The organism is Paractinoplanes aksuensis, from assembly GCF_024137025.1.
Lineage (GTDB): Bacteria > Actinomycetota > Actinomycetes > Mycobacteriales > Micromonosporaceae > Actinoplanes > Actinoplanes aksuensis.
On the sequence record NZ_JAMYJR010000010.1, the window covers coordinates 84,751 to 99,249 of the forward strand.

General features: G+C 70.3%; 14 protein-coding genes. 3 read left to right on the top strand and 11 right to left on the bottom strand.

All coding sequences use genetic code 11. From position 1 onward, the window contains the following. Positions 1-257: 257 nt before the first annotated feature. The 3 genes from M1L60_RS10850 to M1L60_RS10860 all read right to left on the bottom strand — a co-directional run bounded on the left by M1L60_RS10850 (position 258) and on the right by M1L60_RS10860 (position 2,692). Complete coding sequence (locus M1L60_RS10850; protein WP_253237225.1) at positions 258-779, bottom strand: GNAT family N-acetyltransferase; 522 nt, start codon at positions 777-779, stop codon at positions 258-260. A gap of 486 nt (positions 780-1,265) precedes the next feature. Next, entirely contained in the window at positions 1,266-2,168 is a 903-nt protein-coding gene (locus tag M1L60_RS10855; protein WP_253237226.1) for a serine hydrolase domain-containing protein, read from the bottom strand. A 167-nt stretch (positions 2,169-2,335) separates the two neighbouring features. Further along, entirely contained in the window at positions 2,336-2,692 is a 357-nt protein-coding gene (locus M1L60_RS10860; protein WP_253237227.1) for a hypothetical protein, read from the bottom strand. Positions 2,693-2,927: 235 nt separating this feature from the next. On the opposite strand from M1L60_RS10860, the gene M1L60_RS10865 reads away from it, so the two are divergent. The 3 genes from M1L60_RS10865 (at position 2,928) to M1L60_RS10875 (ending at position 4,209) form a co-directional block, all read left to right on the top strand. Then, a complete protein-coding gene (locus tag M1L60_RS10865) occupies positions 2,928-3,134 on the top strand; it encodes a hypothetical protein (protein WP_253237228.1) in 207 nt (68 codons plus the stop codon). Between the two features lie 45 nt (positions 3,135-3,179). Further along, positions 3,180-3,704, top strand: a complete 525-nt coding sequence (locus M1L60_RS10870; RefSeq protein ID WP_253237229.1) for a hypothetical protein — start codon at positions 3,180-3,182, stop codon at positions 3,702-3,704. A gap of 94 nt (positions 3,705-3,798) precedes the next feature. Continuing rightward, positions 3,799-4,209 (top strand): nitroreductase/quinone reductase family protein, encoded by a 411-nt coding sequence (locus tag M1L60_RS10875; RefSeq protein WP_253237230.1) that lies wholly within the window; start codon positions 3,799-3,801, stop codon positions 4,207-4,209. Between the two features lie 281 nt (positions 4,210-4,490). On the opposite strand, the gene M1L60_RS10880 is transcribed toward M1L60_RS10875, so the two are convergent. The 8 genes from M1L60_RS10880 to M1L60_RS10915 all read right to left on the bottom strand — a co-directional run bounded on the left by M1L60_RS10880 (position 4,491) and on the right by M1L60_RS10915 (position 14,439). Continuing rightward, positions 4,491-4,898 carry a diguanylate cyclase domain-containing protein gene (locus M1L60_RS10880; protein WP_253237231.1) on the bottom strand — a complete coding sequence of 136 codons (408 nt, stop codon included), beginning with the start codon at positions 4,896-4,898 and terminating at the stop codon, positions 4,491-4,493. Further along, positions 4,859-5,506 carry a hypothetical protein gene (locus tag M1L60_RS10885; protein ID WP_253237232.1) on the bottom strand — a complete coding sequence of 216 codons (648 nt, stop codon included), beginning with the start codon at positions 5,504-5,506 and terminating at the stop codon, positions 4,859-4,861. Before M1L60_RS10885 ends, M1L60_RS10880 begins: the two co-directional genes overlap by 40 nt. 82 nt (positions 5,507-5,588) lie before the next feature. Continuing rightward, on the bottom strand, positions 5,589-6,932 hold the full coding sequence (locus M1L60_RS10890; protein ID WP_253237233.1) for an FAD-dependent oxidoreductase: 1,344 nt from the start codon (positions 6,930-6,932) through the stop codon (positions 5,589-5,591). Further along, positions 6,929-7,330 (bottom strand): superoxide dismutase, Ni, encoded by a 402-nt coding sequence (gene sodN, locus M1L60_RS10895; protein WP_253237234.1) that lies wholly within the window; start codon positions 7,328-7,330, stop codon positions 6,929-6,931. Before sodN ends, M1L60_RS10890 begins: the two co-directional genes overlap by 4 nt. Positions 7,331-7,462: 132 nt before the next feature. After that, positions 7,463-10,381, bottom strand: coding sequence for a hypothetical protein (locus M1L60_RS10900; protein ID WP_253237235.1), 2,919 nt, complete (start codon positions 10,379-10,381; stop codon positions 7,463-7,465). A gap of 115 nt (positions 10,382-10,496) precedes the next feature. After that, entirely contained in the window at positions 10,497-12,149 is a 1,653-nt protein-coding gene (locus tag M1L60_RS10905) for a VWA domain-containing protein (protein WP_253237236.1), read from the bottom strand. A gap of 60 nt (positions 12,150-12,209) precedes the next feature. After that, positions 12,210-13,712 (bottom strand): LPXTG cell wall anchor domain-containing protein, encoded by a 1,503-nt coding sequence (locus M1L60_RS10910; RefSeq protein ID WP_253237237.1) that lies wholly within the window; start codon positions 13,710-13,712, stop codon positions 12,210-12,212. A 58-nt stretch (positions 13,713-13,770) separates the two neighbouring features. Next, positions 13,771-14,439 carry a hypothetical protein gene (locus M1L60_RS10915; RefSeq protein ID WP_253237238.1) on the bottom strand — a complete coding sequence of 223 codons (669 nt, stop codon included), beginning with the start codon at positions 14,437-14,439 and terminating at the stop codon, positions 13,771-13,773. Positions 14,440-14,499 lie beyond the last annotated feature (60 nt).

Here is a 14,499-nt window from a genome sequence, read left to right on the forward strand (position 1 = left end):
CAGGTGACGCATCAAACACTGATGCCGGCGGCAGAGCAGGACGAGGTTGTCGAGGCTGGTCAGGGCCGCCGTCGGTCCAGGGTTGGCGTTGTGGGCGTCCGTCCAGCGAGGCTGCACAGTCGTAGTGAGAGATGTGCGGCTACCGTCGCGCGAGCTCGGGGCTCGGCGCAGCCCAGCGACAGCAGGCGCTGGTCATCGAAAGGAGCGTCAGCCGGCCGGCTTCGCTTCTGCGCCAACCCAGTGGCATGTCCGGATGGTCACCCCTCTCCCACAGGGTTGTGCAAGTGATGTTGTTGAGGCGCGAGCCATTTGCGCATGATCCATGTTGGCGCCGTGCCGGTTGCCGTTACCGCGCCGGTACGAGGATCGAGTGAGCGCCAGCGGTGCTCATGACCGCAGATCATCCGGTAGCCCAGGTGCTGGTAGAACGCGACGGTGGATAGAGCGTCGACGTCCGTGTCGAGGCTCATGGCGGCGGCGCTGCGGGCTGCGGCTGCGGCTTCAGCCGCACGAACGAGGGATCGGCCGATGCCCTGACCGCGAGCGTGTTCTGCCACCGCCAGGCCATAGAGCCAGGGGTGCGGTGGATCGCATCCGTCAGCCCATCGAATGCTGGTCGTGCCGAGCAGAACTCCAGAAGCTACGGCGACCAACATGCTGTCCTCGCCTCGTCCGGCGGCTTGCAGTCGCACCAGGGCTCTGTCCTTCGAGCCTGCGAGCTCCGCGATGTCGTCGAGGTCCGCCGGTTGCGCGGTTCGGATCTGCGGGTTGTCTTTCACATACCAACCATGGCCGGCGGATCGCGGGTCGGCCATCCGATATTCGGAAGATCCGGACGCCTCTGGCTGAACATCATGCTTGTAGTCGATAGCGGATGTGTCGGCAGCGGTTGCGCCACCAAAACCAGACCTGTTCCGGTCGGTGAAACGTTGTCATCGACATGCTGGCGGAGACCGGCCCGGCGCTCGGTCGCTCCAGGTATGCGCGAGCGCTGGGGGCCCGAATGCGGATCATCTTCGACTACAGCAACGACCTCCGCCAGATCGTCTGACGGATGCACTCCCCTGAGTGATTGAGAAAGCTCGTGAGGCTGGTACGTGGGCGGTGAACTCCCAATTAGTGAGACCTGGGGTTGTCCAGGATGGTCGGGAACCGCGCTGTTCACGGCGATGATGCCCGCGTTGCTACCCGCCTTCACCGCGCTCGAACAATGTGAGAAGGAAACCGGCCGGCTGCGTGGCTGACCCACGATTCCGGTGTTCGGGTCACGCCAGCCGGTCGAGGACCAACTCGTGTATCACATCGAGCAGGTCGAACTCGCGTTCGGAGTGGGCGGTGACGGTGACGGTGGCCCGCAACCGGGGGCAGACGATGGCGTACTGCCCGTAGCGGCCGTCCATCCGATACGTACCGGACCGGTCGATCCAGACACCCAGCCCGTATCCGTAGGTCAGCCGCTCGCTTTCGGTGATGGCGCTGGTGTCGACGCGTTCGGTGACCATTCGTCGCACGTACGTCGCTGGAAGGATCTGGCGGCCGTCCCATTGGCCTTCCTGCAGCAGCAGTTGCGCGAAGCGGGCGAGCTCATGAGTACGCAGGAAAAGGTCACTTCCGGCGAAGGGAAACCCACGGGGACACGTGTGCCACGCCGGGTTGTGCAGGTCCAGCGGCGCGAACAGGCGGGGAATGAGGTAGGAACGCAGGTCCGCGCCGGTGGCCCGGGCGATGACACGCCCGATCGCGTACGGACCGGAGTCGGTGTAGGCGAAACGTGGTGCGGACGCAGCCGCCGGCGGAGCGGCGACGATCTCATGAAGCAGGTCCGCCGCGTCTATCCGCTCGTCGGCGAACCACTGATGACTGGTACCGCTGGTCATTGTCACCAGCTGGCGCAGCGTGATCTCCTCGACTCCGTCGGCGGCCGCCATCCGCAGTTCGGGAAGATGGTCCAGGAGCCGATCGTCGAGGGTAAGACGTCCCTCGGCCTCGGCCAGGCCGAGCGCCACCGAGGTGAATGTCTTCGCGACGGAGTACACGTTCACCCGGTCGTCGGAGCGGACCCGCCGCTCGATCGGCGCGCGACCCTCCCGGTGCAGGTGGATCCCGTAGACGCCGAGGCCCCGCTCGCTGTTCGCACGGATGAAGTCGTCGAGGAGATCGTCGCCCATCGGCGAACTCTACCGAGTGCAGGCACATCGCGTTGCTTGGCCGAATTCAATGCCATCGTCTCGTCGACCGTGCCACCTCTCCGTTCGCTCCACATGCCGCCGGGAGTGTGGCCAGGCCGGACGGTGGCCGTCCTCGTCGGCGGGGCGCAAGTGGAGACCGGTCTTTGTCAGTCCGCGTAGTGCCGTACGGCCAGGGTGCGGGCGACGGTCGCGCTGAGCAGGCGTACGCCGAGAGTGGAGCCGGGATCGGCGCCGGTGACATCGCGGACGCGGCGCAGCCGGTAGGAGACCCACGCCAGGGGGTCATTGCTCTTGTCCGGCTGGTTAGCCGGGCTGCCGGACGACGCGCGGACGACACCGCCCCGGACCCGATCGATCGCGAGCCGTGCGTCATCGAACGGCAACGCGTACCGCTCGGTCAAGACGGCCAGCACGTCGCGCCGTTCCGCCCCTCGTTCGTCCACAGCGCGCAGGTACGAGACCAGATCGAGGACCGAAGTTCCCCGGGCAAGCCGCACAGTCAAGTCATCCGTCCACTCCACCGACGAAGGATGATCGCGCCGTCCACCGTTGGCAAGCGGGCCAGGGCCATGCTCGGATGTCCGCTCATCGAAACAGGCGCGACCCACCGATGATCTGCCAAGACGTTCCCGTCTTCCGCACCGACACGCTCGAAGTCGTCGTGTCCGACATGTGCGCCCTGTCTGCGGCATAAGTTCGTTGAACTGCTTCTGGAGGTTGTCCCTATAGTGGGTCCTCGTGATCGTGGCTGAACTCATGGAATGGCTGTCCAGGCAGGACCCGAGATCGCCAGTGCGCATCATGGGGATCAGTAGGTCCGGCGACTCGGTGATGGAGTCGGACGTGAGCCTGGGTACCGGGCAGGGTCCGTCTGACGACGTCGACGAAGTGGTCATCTCGTGGGTCCATACGCCCCAGGCTGAAGATCTCTACGAGAAGCGGTGACATCCGTTGTTGATCGGCGGCTTGGTCGGCGGCACTGTGGGTGGTGTGCGGGACGAGACGGTTGATGGCGGGGAACTCGAGCAGTTGCTGCAGGGTGATCAGCACGCGCGTCGGCGGTGGCTTGATCGGCGGCCGCAGGATGCCAACTGGTGGTTGTATCTGCTTCTGCTGATCGAGGCGGAAGAGGCGCAGCATCCGGAGTGGGCTGAGCTCACGGTCTGGGTGCTGGCCGAGGCCGGGCGACGTTCTGTTCTGGATCGGGCCGAGATCGCGGAGCGGACGGCGTACTACGTGGCCCGGCTGCGCGAAGCCGGAACACCGCCGATGGGCCTGCCCTCGGCCGACGCGGTGGTCCGGGCGTGCCTCGATGCCATTCCCGTGGCCCTCGACGAGGTCGCGCTGCTGAGCGATCGGCGGGATCTGCGCCGGCTGGAACGCCGGCAGATGCTCGATTCGCGGCGTGCGCGGCTTCTGCTCAACGCGGCCGAACGACACCGGGCACACCTGGTGGACTCGGAACTGGCCGATCGGCTCGGGGTGTGGCTGGCCGTCAAACCGCGCCTGGTGTGAACGCGCCACGTAGCCGCGTTGCTGCCGATCGTTACCGTGGTTAGGCATGCCGGGTGAGAAGAGTGTCCGAGTTCCGCCGCGGTGGGTGGAGCGTGTGGCGTGGGCCGTGCATCGGGGGATCCTTCGGGTCAGTGGTGGGCGTCTGGGGTTGCGGCGGCCGCGGGGCGGCAAGTGGGGCGCGCTGCGGCTGACGACCGTGGGGCGGCGCAGCGGGCAACCGCGCCAGGTGATTCTGGCGTACTTCGAAGACGGGGCCGACCTCGTCCTGATGTCCATGAACGGGTGGCACGAGGGGCATCCGGCCTGGTGGCTCAATCTGCGGGACGCGCCCGAGGCGACCGTTGAACTCGGTCGGGAAAGGCGGGCCGTGCGGGCGCGGGTGGCCGAGGGGGAGGAGCGGGCGCGGCTCTGGGAGCGGTGGCGCACGTTCGACAAAGACCTTGACGCGTACGCGGCGTTGCGGTCGACCGAAGCGGTGGTCGTGGTGCTGGAGGCCCGGTCCTAGCGGGTGCCGGCGGGAGCCCACGCCGGCACCCGGCTCCTGCAATCTCCACCGGCAATCGACAAATGTCAATGCTTACGGCCGGCGGGCCGAGTGGCAGTGGGGGCAGGGCCCCTCCGAGGAGGCGGCCGCCGGTTCGGGGGTCTCGAGGCCGGGCTGCCAGGCGTGCCGGCCGTCGCCGCGGCGTTTCATGTCGTACATGGCCAGGTCGGCGCGGTGCAGCAGTTCGTCGGCGTCGACGGTGCCGGCCTTGCTGACGGCGATACCGATGCTGGCCGAGGCGCTCAGCGGGCGATGGCCGCGCCGATCCGCTGGGCCACGGCGCCGGCCGCGGACTCGTCGCCGGCCGTGCGCAGCAGCACCGCGAACTCGTCGCCGCCGAGCCGGCCGACCAGGTCGTCCTGGCGTACCGAATGGCGCATCGCCTCGGCCACGGCGACCAGCAGGCCGTCGCCCGCCCGGTGGCCCAGGGTGTCGTTGATCTGTTTGAAGCCGTTGAGGTCGATGAGCAGCACGGCCACGGTGTCCCCGGTGCGGCTCGCGCGCTGCAGGGCATGGGCCAGCTCGTCGTGCAGCCGGGACCGGTTGGCCAGGCCGGTCAGACCGTCGGTCTCGGCCGCCTCGGCCGTCTCCGACTGCACCAGCAGTTGCCTCAGCACCACCAGGCTGGTGAGCCCGATGCTGCCCAGCACCAGCCCGTCCCACGGATAAAAACCCTTTTCCCGTACGGCGGCCAGGGCCAGCAGGGCATAGCCGACCCGCGCATCAGCACCCGGGCCAGGCCGAACAGCACCATCAGGTCGACCAGCGGGTAGCAGGCGGCCGCGAGGATCAGCCGCCACGACCGGTGGTGGCCCTCGAGCGCGGGCCCGATCACGAAGTACCAGAGCAGCATCGAGGCGCCGACGGCCACGATGCCCGCGTCGAGCAGGGTCTTCCAGCGTTCGCGCTTGGTGGCCCGGTTCACCGGCACGAGCATGAGCGCGGCGAACAGGACGATCGTGACGATCAGGTGCAGGGCGTCACCGAGCTGCGGGAAGGCCTTGGTGCCGGTGAGCATGAAGATCAGCGTGATGGCCGTCGTCATCGCCAGGGCGGCGGTGAGGGCCCATGAGAAGCGGCGGGCCGGCGCGGCCAGACCGGGGTGGCGGCTCGCCCGTACGCCATAAGTGACCATGACCAGGTCGAACCAGAGCATGGCCGGGCCCGCGACCTGTTCGGCCGAGGCGAAACCCAACAGGGCCGCGGCGGCCACGCCGGTCAGGGTCACGGCGTAGATCGCGTACTGCGCCACCAGCACTCTGGGTTTCCTCTCGGCCCGGCCTCCACTCTGCTGTTCGGCGTTTCGCCGCAGATATGAAGGCCGGGCCGGGAGGCGGCGGTCAGATCCCGCTGCTGATGTCGATCATCTCGTGGCGCGGGACGACCTTGATCCGCTTGCGGCCGTGCGGGTGGCCCAGGCCGACCTCGTGCTCGTCGAGACGCTTCCAGCCCGACCAGGTGGTGAACGCGAGACCACGGCGGCCCAGGTGACCGAGCACGTCGGCCGGGTCGCGGTGGATGGCGGCCGGCAGCGAGTCGACGTCGGCCAGCAGGCTGGTGATCGTCTCGTTGGCGTCCTTCTTCGTGTGCCCGATCAGGCCGACCGGGCCGCGCTTGATCCAGCCGGTCGCGTACAGGCCGGGGACCTGGTCGCCGTCGAGGTCGAGCACGCGGCCGGCGTCGTGCGGGACGGTGCCGGTGGCGTGGTCGAACGGCAGGTCGGCGATCGGGCGGCTCAGGTAGCCGATGGCCCGGTAGACGGCCTGCACGTCCCAGTCGGTGAACTCGCCGGTGCCGCGGACCGAGCCGTCGCCGGTGAGCTCCTGCGTCTCGGTGCGCAGTCCCTGCGTACTCGTGGAACCGAGAACTTCGACCGGCGCCTGCAGGAAGTGCAGGTGCAGGCGGCGCGGCCGGTCGCGGGGGTCGCGGGCGCACCAGTTCTGCAGGGTGTCGACGCACATCTTGAGCGAGCGCTTGGCCCGGATGGCGGCCAGGCTGCCCTCGTCGAACTCCATGCCCTCGGGGTGCACGATCACCTCGACGTTGGGTGACTCGTCGAGCTCGCGCAACTCCATCGGGGTGAACTTGACCTGGCCCGGGCCGCGCCGCGAGAACAGGTGGACGTCGGTGACCGGGCTGGCCAGCAGGCCGCGGTGCACATTGTCGGGGATCTCGGTCTCGAGCAACTCGTCCGCGGTCTTGGCCAGGATGCGGGCGACGTCGACGGCGACGTTGCCGGCCCCGATCACGGCCACCTTGGTCGCGGTCAAAGGCCATTCCCGGGGTACGTCGGGATGGCCGTCGTACCAGGAGACGAAGTCGGCCGCCCCGTAGCTGCCGGGCAGGTCGATCCCGGGGATGTCGAGGTCCCGGTCCTTGTCGGCGCCGGTGGCGAGCACGATGGCGTCGTAGAACGGGGCCAGTTCCTCGGGCTTGATATCGACGCCGTAGTCGACGTTCCCGATGAACCGGATCCGCGGGCTCTCCAGCACGTGGTGGAGCGCGGTGATGATTTCTTTGATCCGCGGGTGGTCCGGCGCGACGCCGTACCGGATCAGGCCGTACGGCGTGGGCAGCCGGTCGAAGATGTCGACGGTGGCGTCCGGGGCCGCCTTGGTCAGGATGTCGGACGCGTAGATGCCGGCCGGTCCGGCCCCGATGACCGCGACGCGAAGGGCGGTCACTTCTTCGTCGCCCAGAAGATCGTGGAGATCTCCTCGATCTTGGCGAGCAGGCGGCCGGCGACCTCGGGGTCGGCCGAGCCCTTGGACCCGCCGGCGCCGGCCAGCTTGGTCGCCTCGTTGAAGAGCGTGTGCAACTCGGGGTACTGCTCGAAGTGCGGGGCCTTGAAGTAGTCGGTCCACAGCACCCACAGGTGGTGCTTGACCAGCTCGGCCCGCTGCTCCTTGATGATCAGGGCACGCGTACGGAACTCCGGGTCTTCGTTGGCCTGGTATTTCTCGCAGATGGCCTTGACCGACTCAGCCTCGATCCGGGCCTGCGCGGGGTCGTAGACGCCGCAGGGCAGGTCGCAGTGGGCACTCACCGTGATACGCGGTGTGAAGAGCCGGGGCAGTCGCATCGGGGTCCTCTCTCGTGACTGGCCCCCAAGGCTAAAACCTCAACCTCACTTCAGGTCAACGCAAGATCACGAGACTCCTGTCACAGTGGCCCCGCGGGTCCGACCGGCCGGGGCCGGCCGGACCCCCATGGATCAGCTGGTGGCGACGCCGAAGGAGTAGGTCTGCTCCTCCGTCGGGGCGTCCTCGGCCGTGCGGCCGGTGACGGTTAGCGTGTACCGAATGGCGTCGGCCGGGGTGAAGGTGACCGCCGCGGCGCCGGAGGGGTCGGCCGGGGCGGTGCCCTGGGCGACCTGGTCGCCGCTGCTCTCCTCGGCGATGCGGTATTCGAACGCCACGATGCCCGGCCTGCCCCCGCTGAACAGAAACGTTCCGGGCACGCCGGGGCCACCCTGCCAGTCGCCGGCCGGGTAGTCGGGCGACTGCACCAGCGGCCGGGTGCCGACCAGGAACCGGTACTCGAGCACCGGCGAGAGCAGGCCGTCGGTGAACTGCCGCTGGACGGACACGACGTTCTCGCCGGTGCGCTCGGGCGTGTACGGCGCCTCGGTGACGAGCGCCTCCTTGTCCCGGGCGAGCTCGTGGACCGGGCCGTCGTTGACGCGCCACAGGTACTTCACGGTCGCGTCGTGCAGGCCGGCCCGCAGGCCGGAGAAGCCGACCCGGCCGGGCACACCCACCCCGCCCCGCGGCGTCGAGTCGTCCCACGTGCCGCTGTACTCCGCACCCTGGTCGTAGGCCGAGATGTTGATGCGGCGGACGTCCGACTCGCCGCCGTCCGCCGCGAGGGCGACGACGCTCAGGGTCGCGTGATCCGCGTACTCCGGGGTCCACTCGACCGTCGCCGAGCCGTCGGCCCCGGCGTCGACCGTCACCGGCGACTCCGGGTAGTAGCCCCAGTAGTACTGGTAGCTCGCCACGTTCGGCGTCGCCGGTTCGAAGGTGAGCACGGACTTTCGCCCGACGACCCCGTCGGCCCCGTACGGCCCGGCGTGGGTGACGAGCGGCGCGTCGGTGATCTTGATCGTGATGGTGGTGGGCGGGGACAGCGTCCCGTCGGCCCGGACGGCGCGCGCGGTGAACGGGCTGTCCCCGGCGTGGGTCGGGGTGACCTTGACCCGGCTGTTCTGACCCTCGCTGACCGTCTGCTCGGCCCCGCCGTCGTAGCTGTAGACGAAGCCGGTCACCCCGGCCAGCTCGCTGTTCATGTTCACGGTGACCGGGCGGCCCACGCCGTCGGTGTTCGGGCAGCAGGAGCCGGCGTCCGACCAGACCGCCGGATGGGTGTCGATCACCCGGAACTGGTCGAACCAGGCGGCCGACTCGGTGCCGTCGGCCGTGACCGAGACCGCGGTCATGAAGTGGTACCCCGGGTTCCCGGCCGTCCACTCCAGCGTGGCCGTGCCGTCGGCGGCCGCCTCCACCCGCTTGCGATCGCCGTCACCGAAGTCGTACAGGTAGGCGACGACCCCGGTGGTACGCGGCTTGAAGGTGAAGGTGCCCCGGTCGCCCACCACGGGCTCGGCCGGGAACAGGAACTCGGCCGAGGCGACCGCGGGTGCGTCGTCGACGTAGATCTGCTTCGTGTCCGTCCCGATCATCTTCGTGCCCACGTAGCTGCGGCTGGTGATTTCCCGGTAGCCACTGCTCGCGAAGACGACCGGGCCCGACCCGTGGCGATCGGTCGCGGGGACCCTGGTCTCCGGCCCGCCGTCGATGCTGTAGCCGAAGGAGGTGACCCGGCCGACCTGCGAGAAAAGCTTGATGGTGCTCGGCCGGCCGACCCCGGCCACGTCGACCTCGATGCTCGGCGCGGTGTCGCGGACGTAGAAGTCGTACGTCTGCCACGGCCCGCGGTTGCCGGCCCGGTCGACCGCCCTGACCTGCAACTGGTCGGAGCCCCAGCGGCTCGGCGTCACGGTGATCCGGGCCCGCCCGCCCGGGCGGTTGGCGTCGACCGAGCCGAAGGACGGGCTCTGTTGCTCGGTGTACTCGAAGCCGACCGTGTCGGTGTCGCCCCGCGCGTCCAGGATGAACGTGCCGGCCACACCAGGGCCGCCCGTGCCGGGGTACTCGGGCTTGTTGTACTTACGCGGGATGATCGCCGGGGCCGTGGCCGGCGCGGTGTTGTCGACCGTCAGATAACAGGTGGGGCCCCACTCGCCCTCGTCGTGGTTGTCGCGCGCCTGAGCGCTCCAGGCCAGCACCGTGCCGTCCGCGTGGGTCCGCAGATCGGTGCTGACGACCGGATCGGCGCCGTCCCGCTGAGCGAACCGGGTGCGCTCCTCGGGCCGGTCGACCGGCCACAGCTCGAACGCCGTGGTCGGGAGGTAGACCGGGTCTTTGTCGGCGGCGGACGCCGTGAAGTACGTGAGACCACCGGCCGTGGGGTGCCGGTCCGGGGTGCCGCAGGGCCGGTCGGGGCGTGTCAGCCGCAGATTGCTGACCGTCGGCGCGTAATTGGTCGACATGCTCAGGTTCAGCGGCTCGAACGACCGCGCGGCCTCGGGGTCGGTCTCGGTGCCGGCCGCGAGGCGCAGGCCGAAGGTGATGGTCTTCTCGTTGCGGGCCAGCGCGGCGGTGACGGCCGCGCCCGCCTCGGCGCCGAGAATCGCGCGCGGACAGATCGTGCCCAGCCCGAGATTGCGCCGGGCGACGAGTTCGAGATCCTGGGGCGGCTTGCTCCAGGTCGACTTCGCGGTGACCGGGCCGGTGCGCCACACCTCGACCGGCGCGGCCGTGCCGCAGTCGGCGACCCGGGTCTCCCTCGTCCACAGGTCGGCCGCGTGGACGACCTGGCCGCGGAACGGGGTGATGTCGAAGGTGTAGTAGGCGCGACGCGTGTGGGTCACACCATCGCTGTCGACGGTGGAGCCGACCGGGGCGTCACCCGTGGGCTCGACCGACCGGGTGGTGGGGGCGGCCGAGTCGGTGAACGTCCAGGTGGTCGGGGCGGGGGCGGAGTAGTTCATCGCTCGGGCGGGCTCGGCCAGGGCGACCGCCGAGGCCGCGGCGAGGGTAAGGGTGACGGCGCAGCGCAGAGCGCGGCTCAAGGAATTGTGCACAGTGGTTCTCCCGTTTCTCGCCGGCGGTCCGCCAGGCGAGCGACGGGATGTTAACACCATCGATATCTGATCGGCGTCCCGATTCCGTTGCGGGACAACGGCATCAGGCGCCGCGGCGGCTGGCGATCGCCTCCAGGAAGATCTCGCCGATCTTGGCGGGGTCGGTGGCGACGAAGACGCCGCCGGAGCCGGCTGCCTTGACGATGGCGTTCAGCTCGTTGCGGTCGATCGCGGTGCCCATGCCGATGATGATCATGCGGACGGGCTTGGCCGGGTCGCGGAGCTCGGTCATCCTGGCCACCAGCTCCTCGATCTTCAGGCCGCCCGGGTTGTCGTTCGCGCCGTCGGTGTAGATGACCACCGAATTGGAGACCCCGGGCTTCCAGCCCTTCTTCACCGCGGCGTACGCGGCCAGGGCGGTATCGAAGAGGCCGGTGTCCCCGTCGTCCTTGGGCGTGATCCGGCTGATCCCGGCCCGCAGCTCGGGCAGGCTGGTCGCCACCGAACTGATCGGCACGTTCTCTTTCCACGGGCGGGTGCCGACCATGTTCGTCGAGAACGTCCAGTTGCCGACCGACCAGCGGCCGTCGAGCAGGGCCAGACCCTGCTGAGCCGTGCGCTGGGTGACCTCGGCCCGGGTCAGGCCGCCCGCCGTGGGGACCTTGGCCTTCATCGAGCCCGACACGTCGAACACGGCGAGCATGCGGCCGGGCTGGGTGATCGCCGTCCAGCTGCCGAGCAGCGGGGTGAGGGCGGCCGCCGCGGGGGCGGGCGGCGGTGCGATCCTGGCCGGCGCGGCCTGCGGGGCCGGGAAGCCGGGGCCGGTCGTGCCGTCAGGCCCACGCAGTCCGGCCTGGGCCAGGCCGGCCGTGATGCCGCCGAGCGCGCCCCGCAGCTTGGTCGCGGCGGCGGCCTTCTCCGGGTCGACGCCGGGCATGATCGCGAACGGGTAGTCGAGCGCGGCCGTGGCCGGGCTCGGATACAGCGCGGCCAGGCGATTGCCGGGGGTCCGGGCGTTGTGGGCGATCACGTCAGCCTCGGACAGCAAGGCCAGGCCGACCGAGTCGCCGACCTTCAGCAGCAGGTCTTTGCGCAGGGTGGAACTGTGGGCGGCGAGCGCGCGCATGACGCCGACCCGCAGCGCGGCCGAGTCCGTCGCGCCGGCCATGGTGAGCAGGCCGGCCAGCCCGGTCGCGTCGCGCGACGGTTCGACCAGGCCGGGTTTGAAGGAGTCCAGCTTCTTGACGAGGTCGGCCATTTTCGGCGTACGGGCGGGTCCGCTCAGGGCCGCGGCCGAGGCCTCCGGCACGGCCAGCACGGCCGGGCTCAGGGCGATCGAACCGAGCACGGCCGGCCGGAAACCGGGTGCCTCCGACGAGATCCGGACCAGCCAGGTGCCCGAGTCGGGGATCCAGGCGTCGATGCCGGACGCGTCGGACCGGGCGCCGGTGCCGACGCCGGCCAGATTTACGCCGTGTTCGCCACCCACTGCGGCGGCGACGCCGGCCGGGTCGGCGGCGTTCACGGTCACCCGGGCGCAGGTGCCCTCGGCGCGGCTCCAGGCTTCGGCCGCGGAGCGTACGGCGGGGGCGATCTCGGGGGCAGCGGCGACGTCGAGCTGCACTGTGGCGGCGCAGCCGCTGTCGGACCACTGCTGGTAACCGGCCCAGGCGCCGCCGGCGACCACGACGACGGCTACGGCGGCGGCGGTGACGATGAGTCCGGTGCGCTGCAGCGGACGGTGACGGCCAGGCATCGAGCCATAATGGACGCGTCACCGACATTTGTCACTAGGACTGCAAGTTACTCTTCGGTATCAGTGGCGCCGGGTCGCGAGGCGGGCGGCGCCGCCGGCCACGAGCAGCGTGAGGCCGATCAGCGCGACCACTGCGGTGTTGCTGCCCGTGATCGGGAGACTGCCGCCACCGCCCTCGCCGCCACCATCGTCGCCGGCGCCCGCGGCGGTCGCGGTGATGACGATGGGGGCCTGCTGGCGCTTCACGTCCACGCTGTGCAGCTCGGTGCGGATCTCGCCCCGCAACGTGCCCGGCTTGTCGACGCGGAAAGTGAAGTCGAAGGTCTCCGTCCGGCCGGGCAGGTACGGATTGCCCCGCCAGAAGTCGGTGAAGCAGTAGTAGTTGCCGTCGTTGGGCAGCACGCCCGGCGGCCAGGGCGCGTCCGGACCCGGGTAGCCGCTGACGAACGGCTCGCACCGGTCGGGGTGCTTGACCACAGTGGTGCCGGCGGGCGGCCGCACCGTGACGGTCAGATAGCCGCCGGCCGGGTGGCCCCAGCTCTCGAGGCGCGCCGGGCCCTCGTTGCGCACGCTGAGGCGGGCGGTGACCGTCCGGCCGACCGTTCCGGTGGCCGTCGTGCCCTTCACCGTGAACGGGGAACGGTTGTCGCCGGTGACCGACAGGGACCAGTCGTCGGCGTTGTCGAGGGTGTCGGGTTCGGTCTGCGGAACAGCGCGGGCGGCGGCCACGGGGGCCAGTTCGAGTTCGGGGCCGCTGCCGCCGGCCGGGAGCGGACGGCCCAGGTCTTGGTAGTCCTGCGCGGTGTACCAGGTGAACGACGAGATCCACTCGCTGGGCGCCCAGACGGCGTCGGTGGCGGTGACCTGCCACGGCGTGGCCAGCCGGTAGGTCTGGCCGGGGGCCAGCTCGGCGTCGAACAGGCAGGCCGCGCCGGCCTGGGGCTGCAGGATCGTGGGCGCGGCAGTGATCGGGACGCAGTTGCTGTGGCCGGCCGACCGGATGCCGATGGCCGTGCGCAGCTGCAGGACCACGCCGGTGACCGGGCGGTCGCCGGTGTTGCGGACCGCGGCCGACAACCCGGTCGTCCCGCCGGTCGCCACCGAAAGGTCGTCCTGGGCGTCGACCGCGGTCAGCGCGGCCTGCTCGGCGACGGTCACGGTGGCGGTCGTGGTCGCCAGCGTCCGCGTACCGAGGACGCCCCGGACGGTGACCTTCGCGCTCGCGCCCAGCTCGGCGCCGGGCGCGGCCGTCACGACCAGCTGCGCCTCGTAGACGGCCGGACAGTCCAGCGTCGTGGCTGTGGTGGTGCACCGGGCCGACGGCCACGGGGTGAGGGTGGCGATGCCGCTCAGCGCCGAGAAGTCGAAGACCAACCGGTAGTCGCGCGGTGGATTGGTGGTTGGCGGGTTGAAGTGCACCCGCATGGACTTGGCGGTGCCCGGCGCCAGGCTGGTGTGAGCCAGCGACAGCTCGTAGTCCCAGGCGGGAGCGGCCTGGGCGGCCGCGGCGGGCGCGAGCGCGGCGAGCAAGGTGATCAGGGCGGCGCCGACAAGCCTGCGCATCGGGTGGCTTCTTTCGTCCTGGCGGTCACGGGGTGGACCGCAGCGTACTGCCTCCGGGTCAGCGGCGGGTGGCAATGACGCGGGCCGCCGCCCCGGCGATGACCAGGGCCAGGCCGATAAGGGCGATTGCTGTCGAGTTGGTGCCGGTGATCGGGAGGCCGCCGCCCTCGCCGCCGCCGGGGGTGGCGGTGGCGGCGTTGATGACGATGGGCGCGATGTCGTCGGACGGGTCGGGATCGCCGGCCGGGGGCGGGCCGCCACGGGTGATCTTGATCGAGCCGCGGAGGGTGCCGGGCTGGTCGACGCGCAGGACGAAGTCGAACAGGACTGTTCGGCCAGGGGCGTAGGGGACGCCCTCGGCCGCCGGGGTGTAGCAGTAGTACTTGCCGTCGTCGGGGTGGCCGTCGCCGGGGAAGGGCGGGATGGGGTCGGGAATGATGGTGGGGAAGGGCCCGCAGAAGGGGGAATCGTTGACCACTGTGGTGCCCGTGGGCGGTACGACCGTGACGATCAGATAGGAGCCCTGCGGGGAACCCCAGCCTTCGATGCGGGCCGGGCCGTTGTTGCGCACGCCCACGCGTACGGTGACGGTCTTTCCGACCGCGGCACGGCCGGTGGCGCCCAGCGCGGTGAAGTTGGCCTGGTTGACGCCGGTGACGGTCAGGCTCCAGTTGTCGGAGTTGTCGCTGCGGTCGGTCTCGGTCTGCGAATCGTCCAGGGTGGACACCGCAGCGGCCGGCTTCAGCTCGGGGCCGGTACCGGACGGCAGCGTACGACCGAGGTCGAG

Bases quoted from the DNA above. Each gene is read 5' to 3' on its own strand.
- M1L60_RS10905 (WP_253237236.1), bottom strand. From the start codon at position 12,149: ATGCCTGGCCGTCACCGTCCGCTGCAGCGCACCGGACTCATCGTCACC.
- M1L60_RS10855 (WP_253237226.1), bottom strand. From the start codon at position 2,168: ATGGGCGACGATCTCCTCGACGACTTCATCCGTGCGAACAGCGAGCGG.
- sodN (WP_253237234.1), bottom strand. From the start codon at position 7,330: ATGCGACTGCCCCGGCTCTTCACACCGCGTATCACGGTGAGTGCCCAC.
- M1L60_RS10910 (WP_253237237.1), bottom strand. From the start codon at position 13,712: ATGCGCAGGCTTGTCGGCGCCGCCCTGATCACCTTGCTCGCCGCGCTC.